At 31.8% G+C, this 20,795-nt stretch carries 16 protein-coding genes; 3 read left to right on the top strand and 13 right to left on the bottom strand.

From position 1 onward, the window contains the following. Positions 1-40: 40 nt before the first annotated feature. From ACXGSQ_RS07225 to ACXGSQ_RS07170, 12 genes are all read right to left on the bottom strand, one after another. Positions 41-2,653, bottom strand: coding sequence for a T9SS type A sorting domain-containing protein (locus ACXGSQ_RS07225; protein WP_458628942.1), 2,613 nt, complete (start codon positions 2,651-2,653; stop codon positions 41-43). A 171-nt stretch (positions 2,654-2,824) separates the two neighbouring features. Further along, entirely contained in the window at positions 2,825-5,248 is a 2,424-nt protein-coding gene (locus ACXGSQ_RS07220; RefSeq protein ID WP_458628941.1) for a leucine-rich repeat domain-containing protein, read from the bottom strand. A 185-nt stretch (positions 5,249-5,433) separates the two neighbouring features. Continuing rightward, positions 5,434-5,922: a hypothetical protein gene (locus ACXGSQ_RS07215; protein ID WP_458628940.1), complete on the bottom strand. Its 489-nt coding sequence runs from the start codon at positions 5,920-5,922 to the stop codon at positions 5,434-5,436. 159 nt (positions 5,923-6,081) lie between these two features. Continuing rightward, entirely contained in the window at positions 6,082-7,452 is a 1,371-nt protein-coding gene (locus ACXGSQ_RS07210; protein WP_458628939.1) for a S41 family peptidase, read from the bottom strand. Between the two features lie 57 nt (positions 7,453-7,509). Then, on the bottom strand, positions 7,510-8,262 hold the full coding sequence (locus ACXGSQ_RS07205) for a LytR/AlgR family response regulator transcription factor (RefSeq protein ID WP_458628938.1): 753 nt from the start codon (positions 8,260-8,262) through the stop codon (positions 7,510-7,512). 1 nt (position 8,263) lies between these two features. After that, entirely contained in the window at positions 8,264-10,075 is a 1,812-nt protein-coding gene (locus tag ACXGSQ_RS07200; RefSeq protein WP_458628937.1) for a tetratricopeptide repeat-containing sensor histidine kinase, read from the bottom strand. A gap of 261 nt (positions 10,076-10,336) precedes the next feature. After that, positions 10,337-11,083: a LytR/AlgR family response regulator transcription factor gene (locus ACXGSQ_RS07195; RefSeq protein ID WP_458628936.1), complete on the bottom strand. Its 747-nt coding sequence runs from the start codon at positions 11,081-11,083 to the stop codon at positions 10,337-10,339. A gap of 3 nt (positions 11,084-11,086) precedes the next feature. Continuing rightward, the gene (locus ACXGSQ_RS07190) at positions 11,087-13,987 is read right to left on the bottom strand and encodes a sensor histidine kinase (protein ID WP_458628935.1); all 2,901 of its coding nucleotides are present in this window, start codon (positions 13,985-13,987) and stop codon (positions 11,087-11,089) included. Positions 13,988-14,113: 126 nt separating this feature from the next. Then, positions 14,114-15,091, bottom strand: a complete 978-nt coding sequence (locus ACXGSQ_RS07185; protein ID WP_458628934.1) for an FAD:protein FMN transferase — start codon at positions 15,089-15,091, stop codon at positions 14,114-14,116. A gap of 52 nt (positions 15,092-15,143) precedes the next feature. Then, positions 15,144-15,521, bottom strand: a complete 378-nt coding sequence (locus tag ACXGSQ_RS07180) for a Na(+)-translocating NADH-quinone reductase subunit F (protein WP_458628933.1) — start codon at positions 15,519-15,521, stop codon at positions 15,144-15,146. 99 nt (positions 15,522-15,620) lie between these two features. Further along, the gene (locus ACXGSQ_RS07175; RefSeq protein ID WP_458628932.1) at positions 15,621-16,487 is read right to left on the bottom strand and encodes a DUF4846 domain-containing protein; all 867 of its coding nucleotides are present in this window, start codon (positions 16,485-16,487) and stop codon (positions 15,621-15,623) included. 58 nt (positions 16,488-16,545) lie between these two features. Further along, positions 16,546-16,737, bottom strand: a complete 192-nt coding sequence (locus ACXGSQ_RS07170; RefSeq protein WP_458629336.1) for a helix-turn-helix transcriptional regulator — start codon at positions 16,735-16,737, stop codon at positions 16,546-16,548. A gap of 248 nt (positions 16,738-16,985) precedes the next feature. Here ACXGSQ_RS07170 and ACXGSQ_RS07165 point away from each other — a divergent pair, with 248 nt between their 5' ends. From ACXGSQ_RS07165 to ACXGSQ_RS07155, 3 genes are all read left to right on the top strand, one after another. Then, entirely contained in the window at positions 16,986-18,473 is a 1,488-nt protein-coding gene (locus ACXGSQ_RS07165; RefSeq protein ID WP_458628931.1) for a sensor histidine kinase, read from the top strand. After that, positions 18,466-18,867, top strand: coding sequence for a response regulator (locus tag ACXGSQ_RS07160; protein WP_458628930.1), 402 nt, complete (start codon positions 18,466-18,468; stop codon positions 18,865-18,867). The genes ACXGSQ_RS07165 and ACXGSQ_RS07160 overlap by 8 nt, the downstream gene beginning before the upstream one ends. A 65-nt stretch (positions 18,868-18,932) precedes the next feature. After that, positions 18,933-19,379: a Na(+)-translocating NADH-quinone reductase subunit F gene (locus ACXGSQ_RS07155; protein WP_458628929.1), complete on the top strand. Its 447-nt coding sequence runs from the start codon at positions 18,933-18,935 to the stop codon at positions 19,377-19,379. A gap of 104 nt (positions 19,380-19,483) precedes the next feature. Here the strand turns inward: ACXGSQ_RS07155 and nqrF are convergent, their stop codons facing one another. Further along, on the bottom strand, positions 19,484-20,791 hold the full coding sequence (nqrF, locus tag ACXGSQ_RS07150; protein ID WP_458629335.1) for an NADH:ubiquinone reductase (Na(+)-transporting) subunit F: 1,308 nt from the start codon (positions 20,789-20,791) through the stop codon (positions 19,484-19,486). Positions 20,792-20,795: the final 4 nt, after the last annotated feature.

Here is a 20,795-nt window from a genome sequence, read left to right as displayed (position 1 = left end):
TTCTTCCCCTTTTAATCCCTAAAAAAAAGTAACTAAAACTTTATTGTTTAATAAATCGTTTGGTTGAAACGTTTCCGTTTTCGTCTTCAATTTTAATTAAATATAATCCAGTTTTTAAATTAGACGTGTTTATCATATTCGATTTTGTTTCTAAAACTTTAGCACCTAAAACAGAATAAACAGTTGCATACTTAAGATTTGCCTTCATCTCAATATTTAAAACAGACGTTGTAGGGTTTGGATAGAGTTTAATTTCGTTTTCATTTAAATGAAAAGTATGAACTCCAAGTGTAGAATTGTACTCATAAGCTCCCATATCAACTGTTGAGTTGAAAATACGTTGATTTCCTAATAAATCTGTTGGTGTTGAAACATAAGTATTATCACCTGTGTTTATTGCTGGCGAAGAAGTTGTTAATGTAAAATCGCTATTAGCAGCATCAGTAAATAATGGATCTGTAGTAACAGTATTAGATTTAGACGTAATAACACTATCTGTAAAATCATATAAATCTATAGAGTTATTTACGGTTATAGAACCTATTACTGGGCTTTCATGTAAATCTGTTATAGCTACAGCATCTAAGCCGCCTGCACTTGTATTTCCCCAAAAAATACAGTTATTTACAGTGGCATTAAGCGTACTAGATATGTTTGAGAATTTACCAATTGCAACAGTAGATCTAGAAGAATTTCCTAAACTTTGATCTGTACCTGTATCGATATTGTTAGCATAGGTGTTATTCGTTAAATTGAGTGTCACATTGGATCCGTTATTAGTTAATCTAAACCACGAAGAACTTCCGGCAAGACCTTGAGCTGATGTCGTATTTAAATTTCCTGCTATATTTCCATCAAACAATGTATTAGTAACTCTGACACTTACAGTTGCACTATAAGATATTGGAGCATAAATAGCCGTTCCTGCACGAGACATATTATTTATAAACTGACAATTTTCTATTACTAAGCCTCCTGTGCGGCTTGGTAACTGTAAGTCAAAATCTGCTAATAAGCCTGCGTTTATATTTCTAGACACATTATCTTTTATTATACAGTTTTTTATGCTTAAGTATTTTACATCTCCTTCTTTTACTATTGCGGCACCACGAGCTGTTGCATTAATATTGTTATGCGCATCACTAATTGTTAAACCATCCAACAATAAATTATTTCCGGCATTAAGAATATTTATGACTCGGTAACTATTATCTGCGTTTCTTGTGGTATTTGCATAATTACCGATAAAATCAGAAACATTTACATCATTATCATCAAGGTCACCAGATAGTATGGTTTCATTAGCACCAATAATTCTATCATTAATAGATGCTTCTGTACCTGCAAAACCTCCATAGATTTTTAAATTTTCTTTATCAATTACAAAATAGATACTTCTATCCGAAGCGTGTGGTGTATAAGTACCTGCGGCAATCCATATTTCTCCATTATTAGTTACTGTAGTAAAGGCATCTTGTAAATTATCATACGCATTTGCCCATGATGTACCGTTATTATCTCCTCCCACAACACCTATGTTAACGTAAGTAATACCATTAGTTCTAAATTCTAAAGGCACAGACCAAGCAGACATAGCATTTGATGAGCATTTTGTTCTTAAATAAAAATTATAAATTGTAGAAGGTTGTAATCCCGTTAAACTCTGTAAAGTATTAGCTATATAACCTGTACTTGATATAATAGTTGCACTAGTAAAAGGGTCTCCTTTTGGCACGTAAGCCAAATCGAAATCTCCAGACACTGGCCAATAAACATCTGCTGTGGTTCCTGTTATATTAGTAACTGTTATGTCTGACGAAGTTATAGGAAAGCAAAAACCATTTAAAACACTTAGTTGTCCAACCTCTTGCGCGGTAAGTTGTCTTTTGTAAATATATAAATCGTCTATAATATCGAGATATGTATTAGTAACACTTAAATTATTACTTCTATTATTTGCTATGACAAAATCTCCAGCAACATCATGAGACTGAGCTAATTGCAAACCACCAGAGGCAACCGACCTAACATCCGTTCTATTGGCTTCATCATAATATTGACCATCAATGTAAATTTTAGCCGTAGTTTCAATAATATCACTTGCTCCCGTGCCTCTTAACTCGTTACCAATAGTTATAGCTATATGGTGCCATTCGTCGTCACTAACAAAAAAAGGGATTGTCTTAGTAAGCCCTTGAAACCCTAAACCTGTATTACTAGTATATTCAATTCTAGCGTTTATTCCAATATTCCCATTTTTCAAAAATATGTTATACCCAGCCCAACTGGTACTTACAAAATCTGGTCTGTTAGAATCATCAATAATAACTCTCTCATTACTATCTACGGTTGATGTTTTAATCCAAAAACTAATAGTACCATCTTGCCCATAAGGAGCACCAAAAAAACTATTTGGGTAATCTACATCTGCTCTTGACAAAAAATCTTCGTCTAGATTAAGTGCATTATTTGCTACTAAAGCACGATCATTTACAGTTGTAAACGTTGTTCCTCCTTGAATTAATGGAATTCCGTTTTCCGTGTCCATTAATAGGCCATTTGTAAAATCGTATTTGGCATACGTACCAGCAGGCACTTGCGAATAGGAATAGCCACATATTAGTAGCAATACATAAAATAATTTTGTTTTCATAATAGGTTATATTTTAGATTTATGAGGACAAATATCTACTATGAAGTTTCATAAAAAATTGCTCAATTTCTGAAACACCGTTTTCAACTTCTAAAGCAAAAAAAAATCCCGTAAGCATGACACTTACGAGATTTCTTATCCCTTTTTTCCCTAAAAGAACTTAATTACACATTACTCTTTAATAAATCGGTTTGTTGCAATGTTTCCGTTTTCGTCTTCAATTCTAATTAAATAGAATCCACTTTTTAAGTTTGCCGTTGCTATAGTTTTTGACGTTGTTTCTAAAACGATAGCTCCTAATGTAGAATAGATGGTTGCTCGTTTTAAGTTGCTATCCATTTTAATATTTAAAACAGATGTCGTTGGGTTTGGATAAATAGACACTGTATTCTTCATAAAATCACCTACACTTAATCCCCTACAATTTGTACTAAAATTTACTATAGGATCTATGTTTGTCCAGTTTGCAGCGCTATAAGCTACATCATCTACTTGAATACAAGATAAATTTGGATTATCATTAGCAAACATATGTAGCATGTTTGCATTATTTGTATTTGCAATATTTAAACTCGTTAATTCATTTTCATTACAAAACAAGCTTTCTAATACCGTGAGAGCTGAAATATCTAAATCTGTAATTTGGTTATCTACACAATACATTTTTGTTAAAGCAGTATTATTTGAAAGGTCTAAACTTATTAATTGATTAACAGAACAATTTAAATCTTCTAACGCGGTATTAACTGAAACATCTAAACTCGTTAATTGATTCGTGGTACACGATAATTTTACTAAAGCCGTATTATTAGAAAGGTCTAAACTTGTTATTTGGTTATCGTTACAAAACAAATATTCTAAAGCCGTATTATTAGAAAGGTCTAAACTTGTTATTTGATTCTCTGAATAATTCAAATACGTTAAAGCCGTATTATTTGAAAGATCTAAACTTGTTAATTGATTACCATAACAAGTCAAATAGTTTAACGTAGTGATATCTGAAACATCTAAACTTGTTAATTGATTTGTGTGACTATACAATTTTGCTAAAGACGTAAATGCCTCAATACCTGTCAAATCTGCTATAGATAGGTTAGAACAATCTATTGTTCCATTAAACGCCATTGCTTCACTACAACTAATTTCTGTATCACCATCTGTATTTATTGCTGCGTTTCCTACTAAATAGGTTTTAAAATTTGCATCTGGAATATTTACAGTACAAGCAGAGCAATTTGTACTATAACTTGCTGTAGGATCTATGTCTGTCCAGTTTGTCGTGCTATATGCAACATTATCTACTTGTATACAAGTAAGGTTTGGGTTACTTTCGGCATTAAAACTGGTGAAATTAGTATTATTACCATTAGCAACATTTAAACTTGTTAAAGAATTAAGGCCACAATGAAGTGATTCTAAAGAAGTATTTGTTGAAACATCTAAACTTGTTATCTGATTGTTATAGATAGCAAGATCTTCTAAATTGGATAAGTTAGAAACATCTAAACCGGTTAAATTATTAAAAGAGACATAAAGAGTTTCTAAATTTGTTAAACTAGAAACATCTAAGCTTGTAAAATTATTATCATTAATATACAAATATGTTAATTGTGTATTTGCAGAAAAATCATAACTAGTTATATTATTACTCGGACAACTTATATTTGTAACGTTAATAAAAGCCTCTACACCTATTAAATTTGTTAGACCAAGATACCCTATGCTTAAAGTACCGGTATAAGCAATTGCTGCTGTACACTCCACTTCATTATTTCCATTAGTATCTGCAACTGATACTAATATTTGTTTAAGGTTTGCATTTGGTATGTTTACAACGCAAGCTGCACAACTTGTACTAAAACTTGAAGCGGCATCAATGTTTGTCCAATTTGTAGTACTATATGCTACATCATCTACTTGAATACATGGTAAATTTGGGTTGTTTGTGGCCTCAAAATCTACAATATTGTAGTTATTACCATTTGCTACATTTAAACTTGTTAACGCATTATTTTGACATTCGAAGTATTGTAAAGGAATATTAGAAGCATCTATACTTGTTATCTGATTGTCACTACAATTTAAATCATACAAAGTAGTAAGATTAGAAAGATTAAGGGTGGTTATATTATTACCATTACAATATAATGTATTAATATATGGATGAGTGGAAAGATCTATACTTGTTAATGCATTATTTGCACAACGAAGGTTATACAAACCAGTGTTAAGAGAAGTGTCTAAACTTGTTAACTGGTTATCACTACAATCTAACCCACCTAAATTAGGAATTGCAGAAATATCTATGCTTGTTAAATTATTATCACGACATATTAAATCTGTTATATTTATAAAGGCCTCTATACCTGTTAAGTCTGAAATTGATAAACTAGAACAATTGATTAAACCAGTAAAAGCAGTTGCCTCACTACATTGAATTTCTGTATCGCCATTTGTATTTATTACAGAGTTACCTACTAAATAAGCTTTAAAGTTTGCATCTGGTATGTTTACAGTACAAGGTGTTGCTACGCAACTTGTACTAAAGCTTGCAGTTGCATCTATATTAGTCCAGTTTGCAGTACTCCAAGCCACATCATCTACTTCTATACACGTTAAATTGGGGTTGTTTAAGGCATTTAAACGACCATATGGACTATTTACACCATTAGCGACCTTTAAACTTGTTAATGCATTATTTTGACAATAGATATCATACAGCGTAGAATTAGCAGTTACATCTAAGGTTGTTAATGCATTATCTCCACAACTTAATTCAATTAAAGCTGTATTATTAGAAAATTTAAAGTTGTTAAATTATTATTGTAACAATATAAAGAATTTAAAGCCGTATTGGATGAAACGTCTATACTCGACATTGGATTTCCACTAACGTCAAATTGTCTTAACCCCACAATAGCAGAAGCATCTATACTACTTAAAGCATTATCTGAAACATCTAAATATCTTAAAGCCGTATTATTTGAAACATTTATAGTTGTTAAATCATTATCGTGACAAAATAACTCTACAATATTCGGAAATGCCTCAATACCTGTTAAATCTGAAATCGATCGATTATCACAAAACATAGAGCCAGCAAAAGCAATGGCTTCACTTTCTTGTATTTCTGTATCCTGATTGGTATTTATGGTATGATTATTTACTAAATAACTTTTAAAACTGGCATCTGGAATGTTTACATTTTGTGCATTTACTCCCATACATATAATAAGAAGTGTTAACATTGATAGTACTCTTGTTTTCATAAAATAATTATTTTTATTGATTTATTTGAAAACAAAATTGCCATAAAACAGTGGTCTTTTTTATGGCAAATTTCTGAAAAGCGGTTTTGAACTTCTGAAGTAAAAAATCTCGTAAGCATGACACCTACGAGATCATAACAAAATAATTTTACAACGAATTTAATCTATATTTTCAATCCAATCGATAGCGAAAGAAAGCACCTCTTTTTCCGCTTTAATATCAGGAAAAACAGGTTCAAAAACATCAGACTTCCCATTAGCGCCAATATCATAGGTAGAACTTACATAAATATAATTGCCAGAATTTGGTAATTCAAAACTTATAAGTTCGCCAAAATCGTTGGTACACTCACCTGTTGCTGTACCTATTAACGCACTTAATTTATAGGTCTTTACAGCATCTGCTAAAAAATTAGCACTAGAAAACGTACTAGGACCAATTAAAAAACATGTGGTTCCATTAAAATAGTTTTCAGGTGTAATAGGCTTAACTAAATAGTCATCAAAATCTTCAATTATAGATTGGTTTTCTGCCTCATTATAGGTCATTAAAAACTCCTTTCCAAAGAGTTTTTCAAACACACTATTACTATTATAAGTTTCTTTGGCCAGTGTACTCACTTTCCAAAACCGACCACTAGATTGACGGTATGGTGTTGTTGTAATATATGACAACAATAAGTCATTTAGACTAGAATCTCCACCTCCATTTTCTCGAATATCAATAATAAGTTTTGTAATCTTTTTTGTTTTAAGACTCGCAAATGTTTCTTTTAAGAAGGTATCAAATGCATCGTAATCCTGACAACTATTATAAGAAACAAGACCGATATTATCCTTTATTATTTCAAATGTATAATTATTGGCTTTTGGCTGATTTTCAGTCATTAAATTGTTGATTTCATAAACATTTATTCCTAATGTTTCCAATTCATCTTTAGCACCTTTTAATTTTATACGATATGGCGCTTCTATTTTGTCTGTAAAAAACAGAAAGAGTGGTAGTGTTTTTTCGGCATTTACATTTTTAAAAGATTCTATTCCACCAAAATAAGTCATGCATTCTTTATACAAATCTACCATGCTAATGCCATTTATAGACACAATATGCATTCCTTTCTCTAGGTCTAAAATGGTTGATTTGGTTACCTCAAAATCCTGATTGTTATTGACTAATTTTCCTGAAAAGGGAATAAATTTAAAGGGCATTAATTCTGGCATCAAATTTCGATTTTGCCAATCCATCATCGTATGACCTCCGCTGAGTTGAGATACCAATTTCATTCCTGTAGCAATGAAAGTTTTAAGCGGTATTGAGTCTTGATTAAACGCTCCTAACAATTCCTCTTTGCTTTGGTTGAATTGATCCTCAGACACCATGAAATAAGGATTATAGTGTACTTTCTCTATAGTTTCAATCATGTAGTCTATATCTGAAATAGCTTTTTCAGTAGAGATATATGCTTTTTCCTGAGCCACTAAAGGATAGATCGATATGGACAGAAAAAGAATTAAAAAAAATGCCTTCATATTTTCAATTTAATAATTTACATACAACTTTTTCTAACGTAGAGTTCAAAATGAGCACTAACCAATATTTTGAACAATGGTTAAAAATTCGTCTTTCTTATCATTAGAGATCGATACGGTTTGATCATTTTCCATCACAATATAACCGCCATCCTTTTTGATGTATTCTTTGATGAAAGACAAATTAATAAGATGAGAACGGTGTGGTCTATAAAACACACCTATTTCCTGAAGTGTCTCTACAAAAAACTTTAAGGGTTTACTTACTAAAATAGTACCATGTGTCGTAGTTGAAACGCTAGTGTACATACCGTCTGCTTCTAACATAATAATGTCGTTAAAATTCACAAACTTAATCCCATCTGCATTAGGCAAACCTATTTTTTTGAAACTAGAGTCTTGTAAACTTGATTTTAATTCAGAAAGGCGTTTATTAATTTGAGTGTTTCCTAAAAAAGTAAGCGCTTTTTCTACAGCCTCTTTTACTTGACTTGGTCTTACAGGTTTTAATAAATAATCTATTGCTGAAAGTTGAAAGGCTTGTATAGCATACTCACTGTACGCTGTGGTGAAAATAATCTCGAAATTATGGACTTCTTTTTCAATGAAATTTAAAATTTCTAAACCTGAATGCTCTGGCATTTCAATATCTAAAAAGACGATACTTGGCTGTTCTTTTTTTATGAGTTCTACACCTGATAATAAATCTGATGCTTCAAAGATCTCAGTGATTTTAGGACAGTTTTCCTCTACCAAAACATGCAATACTTGTCTTGCTTTTTTCTCGTCGTCTATTATAAGTGCTTTCATTTTACTTTTTTATAATTGGAATTTTCAAAATCACTTTTGTTCCTGTTGGCTCATGGTTTTCGTATAGATCTATAATAGCTACACCTATTTTTTTCTCACGACCATAGTTTAACAAATCCAAGCGCTCTGTGGTTGCTTTTAAGGCAAAAGACTTGTGTTGTGATTCTCGTTTTTTATTAATCTGTTTCGATTTCTCTCTACCTATGCCATTATCTACAATGGTACATTCTATAATTTTATCTGAAACTCTATGAATAGAAATTTCAAGTCTTCGATTATCTTTTTTATGCAATAAACCATGCTTTAAGGCATTTTCTATATAAGGTTGAATTAACATGGTGGGAATATTTATCTCATCAGAATTTGCAGCATCATCAATTTGAAATGCATATTCTAATTCTTCTTCGAAACGTAATTTTTCGAGCTCTAAATAGAGGTTTAAATTATGAACTTCATCTGAAATAGAAATAAAACCTGTATCGCTAAAATGAAGGTAATTACGAATTAAATCTGCAAATTTCCCTAAATAGTCACTCGCCAAATTCTTTTGATTCAACACAATATAATCTTGAATAGAATTTAAGGCATTAAATATAAAATGCGGATTCATTTGTGCCTTCAGCGCTTTTAATTCCGAATCTCTATACTGCTTTTCAATAGCCAATCGTTTTTGTGCTTCTTTAAGTTCTAAAGTGATTAATTCTGCTTTCTTTTTTGCTTTCAATCGGCTAAAATAAAATACGGACGCTAACAATAATAAACCTGCAACAACTAAAGCGCCTATAAACAAGTTTCTGTTTTCCTGGCTTTCTAGCTTAGTGATTACGACTTGCTGTTCTGCGGTTTCTTTTTCTCTTTTCGTTTTTTCTGTATCGTATTTTATTTCAATATCACTAATGGCAGTTCTCATTTCAAGACCCAAAACACTATCACGAACCACATTTTCTTTCTTTGAATATGCTAAAGATTTCTTATAATCTCGTTTCTTTTCATACAGCTCCGATAACACTCTATAATTAATTTCTAGGTTAGTTAAACTTGGATTTTTCTCATTTGCCAATAGCGTTTCAACTTCTTTTAATTGTTGTTCTGCCAAATCATATTCGCCTAAAAACATTGAATTATTCCCCATATTTTGTTTGGTGGCAATGATTCTAATTTGATCTCCCATAGCTTCAAAAACAGGAAGTGATTTTTCTAAATATCCGTTGGTTTTTTGATGGTCTCCTTTTTCATTATATAAGGATCCTAAAACCGAATAAATCATAGCTTTTAGATAAGATCGCTTTTCAATAGATTCTGCGTATTTGGCATATTCTATAGCTTCATCTGTGTCATCTAATTGGTATTTAACTGCTGCAATTTGCAAACACACTTCAGACAAAAACTCTTCATCTTCCTTTACTTTTGAACTTTTGTACAAGGCTTCTATTAAATCTAAAGACTTATCATAGTCTTCAATATCATAATATGCACCAGAAAGATTATATTTTGTGATGAGATAATTTCTTTCATCTTCCTTGCCTAAATCTTCATGAGCCTTAAGCATTTCATTCGATAATTCTATGGCTTTAGTATGATTACCATTAGCCATATAAGCCGCAGAAAGTGATGTTTTAGCATTAGTTATAAGCCCAAAATCTTGAAGCTTTTCTCCAATTTTAAGCGCTTTTTTACTGAATATTAGTGAAGAATCAATATTACCTTGTATTTTATAGTATGTCGCTTTTTCATTAATCCATTTACTCTGAAGTCTTTCATTTCCATCTTTAAGGCTTTTGTTAAGTAAATTCGTTAAAAGATATAAATGCACATCCGAATCTCTATGACGATAAAAATTGATGAGTTCAGTTGATTTTTCACTTCTAAGGCTATCAACTTTAATTTCAGAAAGGACGTATTCTAAACTATCTATAACTTTTTGTTGCGAAAAACTAGATTGAAAAAAAAAAAAATGGTAATGAATGCTAACAGTAATTTTTTCATTGAGGTGGTATATCTTGTAAAGATGAAAAAAAATACCTCAACTTCTTTTTTCAATTGCTGAATAACGGGTTTGAGTTTCTAAACCGTTTTATCCAATATTCTGAACAATCGTTAAAAATTCTTCTTTTTTATCTTTTGATACCGAAACCGTTTCTCCATTATCCATAATAATGTAACCTCCATCCTTTTTTGAATACTCTTGGATGTATTTAAGGTTAATTATATATGAACGATGAGGCCTATAAAATGTTGAAATTTTATCTAATAAGGTTTCAAAATGTTTGAGTGGCTTACTAATTAAAATCTCGGAAGCATTTTGGATGCTTACTTTTGTATACATTCCGTCTGCCTTTAAGAGAATAATATCTTCGAAATTAACAAACTTAATACCATCTGCCACAGGAAGTCCAATTTTCTTAAAATTCGCAGATTTTAAACTTTTTTGAAGTTCTTCTAATTTTATATTAATATGAGATCGACCTAAACTCTCAACGGCTTTTTTAATCGCTTCAGTGAGTTTATCTATTCGTAATGGTTTAAGTAAATAATCTACAGCAGCAAGTTCAAAAGCCTTTATCGCATATTCACTGTAAGCAGTTGTGAAAATAATTTCGAAATTATGCTGCTCAATAAAATCAAAGATTTCTAAGCCCGAATGTTCTGGCATTTCAATATCTAAAAATACAATCTGTGGTTTTTCTCGCTTTATAATCTCTACACCACTAAGTAAATCTTCTGCCGTAAAAATAGTAGTAATTTTGGGGCAGTTTTCGTTTATTAATATTTCTAATAATTTTCTAGCTTTTGGCTCATCGTCTATAATTACTACTGTCATAATTTAATGCGTTGTATAAGGTATTATAATTTCTACTTGAGTCCCTGTTGCATGTTCACCATCCATTAAATCTGTAATAGTAACACCAATTTGTTTTTGTTTACCGTAATTTAATAACTCCAATCTATCGCTGGTTGCTTTGGTTGCAAATGATTGGTGTGTTTTACGACTCCTAGCTTTAAACGCCTCTGCTCTTACGCGTCCTACACCATTATCTACAATGGTACATTTTACAACATTAGCCGTCTCATCAATAAAAAAGTTAATTGTCAACACACGGTCTGTTTTCCGATGCAAAAGTCCATGTTTTAAAGCATTTTCTACATAAGGCTGAACAAACATTGTTGGAATGTTAACTTCTTTGGGACATAAATCACCTGATGTTAATATGTTGTATTGTAACTTATCTTCAAAACGCAGTTTCTCCAATTCGAGATACATTTCCAAACAATCAATTTCTTCTTGAAGCGTTATTGCCCCTTTGGTACTATGATTTAAATAGGTTCGTATTAAATCTGCAAACTTGCCTAAATACTCGCTCGCTAATTTCTTTTTGTTTAGTACAATATATTCTTGAATCGAATTGAGGGCATTGAAGATAAAATGCGGATTCATTTGCGATCTTAAATTCTCTAATTTTAAGGCAATAAGCTGCTTATCTAAAAACAGTTGCTTTACTTCAATTTCTCGTTGTCGTTCTTCTTTTCTAATTTTTCTGCGGTAGTATAACACCGTAGAACCTAATACTAAAATAGAAAAACTAGAGATGAACCACCAGGTTTTCCAAAACGGTCTTTTAATAGAAAACTTAAGTTCTTCAATAACATTCTCTTCACTATCAACGCCTAATACAGGCTTTACTTGAAAGGTATAATTTCCGGCAGGTAGACTATTATATTTAACCGAATTAATTCCTGTTTCCGTAATAAACCAATCGGTATTTAAACCTAATAAACGATAGGCGTATTTTCCTTTTTGGTTAAATTGAAACCCATTAACATTAAATTCTATTTTAATCGCATTTTGATCGTAGTCTAGTTTATAATTGGATTTTAAATCGACTACTTTTTCATTAATTTCAACATGCTTAAAATAAACATTATGCTCAATTGGTGCTTTAAACGCCTTTACTTTATCTATAGAAAACATCCCAATATTAGAAGAAAAAAACACCCTATTACCTAATATTTCTATACCCGAAATATCATACGATATAACACCATCTCTTTTGGTTAACGTTTTTATATCCATGGTGTCTACATCTAATAATTGTATACCATTATCTGTAGCAATCCAAAGTTTATTTTGATCTGCTTTTATTTTCTCAATTCTATTAGATATTAGATTATGCGCTGTTGTAAAATGCGCAACTATTTTATTGTTTTCAATGCCAAAAATACCGTCCTTAAACGTACCAACCCAAACAATTCCGTTACTAGTTTCTGTTAACGACACCGCAAAAATAGGTTGATCGTTATATCTTATTTTTTCTGGAATCCATTGACTATCGTAAGCGACTAAATCATCTACAAAACCAACATAGGCAATCTTATTTATTAGGCTATAAAATGAGCTATAAGCACGCTTATTAGCAGAAATTGATTTCCCTTTTCCGCTTAAAGAATTCCGTTTTAATAAACGAACACTAGAATAGTTTGCAAACAACAAATCTTCGTTTTCTACTATTGAAAAACTCTTTACCGTATAAAAGTTTTCAATAACTTCTGTTTGCTTGGTTTTATTATTTAACAAAAAACCACCACCATCTTTACTAATAAAAGATACCTTATTTTTAGGATGATACTTTATGGCTGAAACGCGATTTGCAGATGACAAATCTATAATTTCTTCACTATGATTGTCTGTATTATAAAACCCTACATCTCCTTTATTTGTTCCAAAAAACAACGTAGTATCATCTATTTTATCTAAACAGCTTATATTACTATTCTCTTTAGAAATATTAAGGTGTTCTATAAAAATATTAGGCATCACAAAAACACCGTTGGTTAGTGTGGTAAACCAAAAATTATTATCCTTATCCTTAAGGATTCTAGTGACTTGATAGTCTTCTAAAAATTGCTTCTCTAATTTAAATACATGATTATCATACGAATACACATAAACACCGGTATTTGTAGCAACCCACAACTCATTGTCGTTATCGAAAAAGACAAGGTATCTCTTGTGTATGAGCTCTTTTAAATTATGAATTTTGGTGTTAGTTTTTTTCTCTAAATCAAGTTTAAAAAAACTATTCTTTTCTGCGGACTCCTGCTTCAAGAATAATGAAGATCCTAATTGAAATATATTAGATTTTTGATTAATGTTGAAGCCTCCGGTTGCATTCGTTTTAGGTAACTCTAATTTAATAAGGTCTTCTTTTTTACCATCTCTATTAATATTAGACAAATAATTAAGCCCTCCAAAAAGCACTTTGTCTTTATACCTAAATGGCAAACCGTATGCAAAATTAGTCTTGAATTTTGTTATGATCTTTTTGGTTAATAAATTGACTGTATAAATTTTAAACCGACTAAAAACAATAAGATTTTTTTTAGTGACTACAAAAGAAGACAGTTCGCCATTGAGTTCTTTTCCAAGATCTATAAAAGTGACTAATTTGTTGTTTTCAACATAAAAAAACTGACCTGAAATATTAATACACCAAATACGACCAAGATGATCCTCTAAAGGTTCAAAAACAGATAAACCTCGCTTGTCTTGGTTACTGTAATTTTCAAATGTTTTACCATCATATCTAAAAAGACCTTTATCTGCACAAAGCCAAATAAAGCCTTTGCTATCCTCTAGAATATTATAGAATTCTTTATCTGGTAAGCCATCTTTTTCTGTAAGATGTACAGAAACGGGTTGCTGTGCTTTCATGAAAAATGAAAGCATTAAAAGACAAATGAAAAGTAGTTTTCTATACAATTGAAAAAATAAAAGTTAAAAATACAATTTACTACTAGTAATTGCTGCTTTAACTTCTAAAATACAGGTTTGAGTTGCTGAGCGTGATTCTAGCTATTCTGAAAAACCATTTATATTTAAAGTCTGTAACGACTTATTTTCATCTTCATATATTATATACACTTTTAGCTCTGAGTGTTTATATAAAAAATCCGTTACTTTATCAATGCCCATCGCCTGAAACGCCGTTGCATAAGCATCTGCCGTCATACAATCTTCTGCAATTACAGACACACTTAGAATGTTAGTTTTTGATGGGTAACCAGTTTTGGTATTGATAATATGTGCATAGCGATTTCCGTTGTCATCGATCTTAAATTTACGATACGTCCCAGATGTTGCCATAGCTTCATCTGTTAGTTCTATGACTTTTGAATACGACTGTTCCCCTTCAAAATTTGGATCATCGATACCGACTCTCCAAGGGGATTTTTTTTCAAGATTAATACCTCTTGCTCTTATTTCTCCTCCGATTTCAACTAAATAATCGGTTATGTTTTTACTTTCTAAAAACTCTCCAATCACATCCACACCATAGCCTTTGGCTATGGCATTGAAATCTATAAACGATTTAGAACTTTTAACAATTTTATTAGCTCTCAATCCCATACGGTTATATCCCACAGATCTCATTAAACTGTCTATTGTTGTGCTATCGATATGCATGATTTTTCCTTCTGGACCAAAATCCCATGCATTCACAACCGCACCGATGGTAGGATCAAAAGCTCCTTCTGTTGCTCTATAAATTTCTTTGGCTTTATTAAAAACACGTATAAAATGTTGATCTAATTCAATGTTTTCACCTTTATTAATTCGAGATATTTTTGAATCTGGAATATAGGTAGACATCGATTGATTAATTACCGTAAAAAGACTATCAAACTGTGTTTTATAATCTGAATCATCCGTTGTGTAATATTGAATATTGTAGGCGGTTCCAAATACAGGACCACTAACTTTAGTATTTTCAGGTTCTTGATTACAAGAAAAAAGTATGGTAATTAGAAATAGGTAAACTATTTTTTTCATAACTATATAGATTGATTTAGACTGTGAGTCGTCTAATAAAACGGATACTGTATTAATTCAAATTCATTTCAATGACCTGAATGCCATTATACTCAATAAGATATTCTTCATTTAAATAAATCGGCAAATCTTCGCCATCAGGATTTCCCAAGCCAACACCGGCATATAACACTTTCGCATCTTTATCGAATGCGTGTTTTTTAAAGGTTTCCATCCAAACCACATCATAATTATTTGGATTTTCTGGCAACATTACTGCGCGTACAATCACAAAATAATACTGCTTATTTTTATCAATACAGACAAATTGTGGGTGACGTTTTAGCTTACTATTAATAGCAATAAATTCAAAACCACGTGATTCTAGGTCTTTACCAACATGGTTCATGGCGAGATTGTGAATTTCTTGAGGTGTTAGTGGTTTTCTCATATTACATTTTGACTGTCACAAAGATAAAGTCTTGCTGAGATATTTCCGAATATAACTGAAGAATTAAGAATTTTGAAGTCAAGCTAATGGTCTTCGCTATTATTTAAACCTTACAAACTTAGAACTGCCAAACGTATAATTTGAAACCGAAATCACAGCATTATCTTCTAATTGATACCATGGAGATAGCGTTGAATTTTCCAAATTTTTAACCAAATGTACACTTTGCGCTGGCGTATTACCTTGAAACAATAAGAATAACTTTTCACCACTTTCATTTATAACCTCATCTGCAATCATAACAATATGACCAGGCGAACCTCCTTTAATAAGCATATCACCAATTTTTAAATCTTTGGCTGCAACGGATTCTAACTCATTGTAAAGCGATAAGGTTCCAGAATACATATAAATTAAATTCAAGTATTTATAGAAGTTGTCTTTTGAAGTATTAGCCCTTGCCGTTTTATGAAACGTTACTTTATTACCATTAATTTTAGGCCTATACCCTTCGGCATATTTGGTCCAAGAACAATAATGGCCTGAGGTAAAATTGAAACCTATTTCATCTTTTCTGTTGTTGTCCCAAAGGTATTCACTTCGTATTCGAATTAGAGCATCGGCACATTGCTGTAGTCCGTTTTTTGGTACGGGAACTTCTAAAATGCCGATATGGCCTCCTTGCCAGAAGTAACTGGTATCATCGTAATTGATAATTTTACTTCCAAAAGCTTTCAATTTATAATGGCGCAAATATGCTTCAAAGCTTCCTTTAGCATAGTCAACACGTGTATAACCTTCAGGAACATTAACTCTAGAAGAAATTGTTAAACTATCTTTATTAACCAAACTTGGTGTATCAATAACAGCAGAAACTATACTACCCCCTTTTTCTAAGGGTTGAAATTGAACTGCTAAAACAACAAGCGATGCACATATAAAAAGGGCGAGTATAACTTTCTTCATACCTAACCTAACGTATAAGTTATGGCTTTTGGTGTGTTGAACGTTGAATTACAACTCGTTATTCTAAGATTTTTTTGATTAATTCCGCCTTACTATTAATCTCTAAAGCCTTGTAGATCGTTTTGATATGTGTACGCACCGTATCAATGGAAATAAACAAATCATTAGCTACCATTTTGAAACTTTTAGCATCAACTATACCTGCAACTATTTCTTTTTGTCGTGGTGTGAGTAATTTTAACTGCGAGATATCTCAACCCCAATTATTATTCAGAATTAAAAAAGAAACAGAACTTATCTTATGGCTGATTATTAAAGCATTAAAATATCCCCGACTTAAATTCTATCATAAAAAACACTCTTAAACATGTCTATTAGACCAATTGAAGATAAACCTTACAATAAAAACACGTTAATCCATAAAAAACTACGTTTATTTTGATTTAATCCAATTTAAAAATATAGATTTGTTTCTTAAGCCCCTTAACTCATCTTATTTTGTATATACCTACTAAGCAAAAAAAGAGTAGTATTGACTTATTAGATTTTATCCAAGAACGTGCTTCTATAGGTACGTGGGAATATAATCCTTTATCAACTATTCTAACCTGGAGCATTCAAACTGCTAAGATTCACGAAGTTCCGTTAAATTATAAGCCCAATGTTGAAACGGGTCTTTCTTTTTATAAAGAAGGTTACAGTAGAGACACCATTACTACCTTATTTACCAATTGTATTGAAAAGCACCAAGATTTTGATGTTGAAGTTCAAATAACCACAAAAACAGGAAAGGATAAATGGGTTCGAGCCATTGGCATTTGTATCGTGGAAAATGATCAATGTGTTTTAGTCCAAGGCTTATTTCAAGATATTGATAAACGAACAAAAGATTCTAAAGAATTAGCCTATAAAGAACTCCAACTAAGAAGAACTTTTGACACCGCATTAGTGGGAATGGCTACGATTGATTTAGAGGGCAATTGGCTTAATGTCAATAAAAGTCTCTGCAATATTTTTGGCTATAGTAGAGAAGAAATACACAAGCTAAATTTTATAGATCTTACCCATCCTGAAGATATCCGTAAGGATTATAAAGCTATGTTAAGCCTAATTAGTGGTGAATTTGATCATTATGAATCAGAGCACCGCTATGTACATAAAAAAGGTGAAACTATTTGGGCAGAGTTATCGATCTCTATTGTAAACGATGACCAAGGTTTACCTATACATTTTGTAGCACAAATTAACGACATTACAGAAATCAAAAAAACAAGTAAAAAAGTTAATCAATTATTAGAAACTACGGAAGACCAGAATAAGCGCCTATTAAACTTTGCTCATATTGTATCACATAATCTAAGGTCCCATTATGGTAATTTAGATATGTTACTTGACATTGTTAGAATGGATTTACCAGAAACTACCGACAACGAAATATTTCCATTAATACAACAAGCTGTAAACCACTTGGGAGAAACTGTTTCAAACTTAAATGAAGTTGCCGCCATTAATATTCAAAAAGATTTAAATACAGAACCCTTAAACCTATTGAAAAGTTTTAATGGAGCTTTTTCTAGTATCTCGGCTCTAATTAGAGAATCAAAAACTACAGTTGATATAAATATAGATCCTCAACAATATATCGTTGGTGTTTCGGCTTATTTAGATAGTATTATTTTAAACTTCTTAACCAATGCTATAAAATATAAAAAACCGAATACGCCAGCTAAAATTGAAATAAATACGCGTATTGACAACAATTTTGTAGTTTTAGAGATTAAAGATTACGGCCAAGGTATCGATTTAAAAAAGTATGGGGATAAGCTCTTTGGAATGTATAAAACATTTCATAAACATGAGGATTCTCGTGGACTAGGCCTATTCATAACTAAAAATCAAATTGAAGCTATAGGTGGAAAAATCACAGTCGATAGTCAAGTAAATGAAGGTACAACCTTTTATATATATTTAAAAAAACATGACTAAAATTGATCTCGCTTGTATTATCGATGATGATCCTATTTTTATATTTGGTGCTAAGCGAATGATGGAGCTATCAGATTTCTGTAATTCTTTTATGATTTTCAAAAATGGAGAAGAAGCCATTACTCATTTGAAACCCATTATGAAAAATGGTGACGCTGTTCCAGATATTATATTATTAGATATCAATATGCCTATCATGGATGGATGGGAATTTTTGGATGCCTTCGTAACTATAGCATCCCATAAAACCACAACGATCTACATTGTGAGTTCATCAATAGACCCAGTGGACCTAGAGCGTGCAAAACGCTATGATAATGTCTCTAATTACATTATTAAGCCCATATCCTTAGAAACATTAAAAGGTCTATTACAAGAATCAACAACTCGCTAAAGATCTAAAGATTTTTTATTACTTGCCTTTTTCGTACCTTATTCCTGAAATAAACTCTTCAGGATATGAAAACTTCAGCACGTTTTGATCATGCCATTCGTAAATTATACACTGCTTTTCATAATAAGCATTTAAATCCTGATGACTACACACAATGCGCTGTAGGCAATATTCTAGACCATAACGAAAGTTGGAAACATTTATCGGATTTTCATGGGGCAACACAATTGAATTATATAGGTTTAGTCCATCAAAACCTAGGGCGACGATTTAATGGCTATTCACCAATAGAACTCTTACAAATTGAAAGTGCCTTTTTAAAAGGCTGTGGTTACCATTTTACCCTACATCATAGCTTATATAAACCAGAAGTCATAACTGACGACATCTTATTTAATGGGCTTTGTGAAGTGGTGTCACAACTATGTCGTATGGATAACCTAAAAAATGAGATGCATTGTTCCGTAATGTTTAAATATGAAACTGTATTAAACACCAATCAATTGGTATAAACCACTAATTAAAGCCATTAAAAAAGCCAATACTTTAAATTAAAGTATTGGCTTTTTTTATATAATAATTCTCAATTGAGAGTCTTTATCTTGAAACATCTAGATTAGCCTCCAAAGTCATCAAATCTGATGTGCTCATCTGGGATTCCAAAATCTTCTCCCATTTTCTGAACAGCTTTGTTCATCAATGGTGGTCCACAGAAATATAATTCAATATCTTCTGGCGATTCATGATGGCTTAAATAGTTATCTATTACACAATTGTGAATAAAGCCTACAAACCCATCTCCTGGTGCATCAATATTCTCTTTTACTTTCCAGTTATCTTCTTCCATAGGTTCAGATAACGCTAAGTAAAATTTAAAGTTAGGGAAATCTCTTTCTAACTCACGGAAATGCTCTAAGTAAAACAATTCACGTTTAGAACGACCACCATACCAATACGTTACTTTACGACCGGTTTTTAAGGTTTTAAATAAATGGTATAAGTGCGAACGCATTGGCGCCATACCTGCACCACCACCAACATAAAGCATTTCACTATCGGAATCATTGATGAAGAATTCACCATATGGTCCAGAAATAACCACTTTATCACCTGGTTTCTGATTAAAAATATAAGAGGATGCAATACCTGGATTAACATCCATCCATCCATTCTTTGCACGATCAAAAGGAGGTGTTGCGATACGTACATTTAACATAATCTCACGCCCTTCAGCAGGATAAGAAGCCATAGAATACGCACGCTCTACTGTCTCTGTATTTTTCATAACTAAAGGCCATAACGCAAATTTATCCCATTCTGCCTGAAATTTATCTGGTGTTTCGTGCTCTTCTGGATGCGCTGTGATATCCATATCTGAAAACTTCACTTCACATGGTGGGATTTCAATCTGGATATAACCTCCAGCTTTATAGCCCATATCTTCAGGAATCTCAACAACAAATTCTTTAATAAATGAGGCCACGTTATAATTACGCACTACAGTTGCTTCCCATTTTTTAATTCCAAAAACTTCTTCTGGAATCGTAATCTCCATGTCTTGCTTTACTTTTACCTGACAAGATAAACGTGCTCCCTCTTCCAATTCTTTTCTACTAAAATGAGGAGTTTCTGTTGGTAAGGCTTCACCTCCACCAGAAAGCACGTGACATTCACATTGAATACAAGTTCCACCACCACCACATGCAGATGGTAAAAATATTTTTTGAGAGCCTAATGTCGATAGTAAACTATCTCCTGAAGCCACTTCAATTTCACGTTCGCCATTAATCAAAATCTTTACAGGTCCCGATGGCGATAATTTTTGTTTTACAAATAATAATAAACCTACCAATAACATTAAAATGATTAAAAATGCTACTACGGTAACTAAGATTGTTCCAGTTGTACTTGCTGCTAATAAAATCATA

It is taken from the genome of Winogradskyella sp. PC D3.3 (genome assembly GCF_054366245.1).
This window is presented reverse-complemented; position numbering and strand designations above follow the sequence as displayed.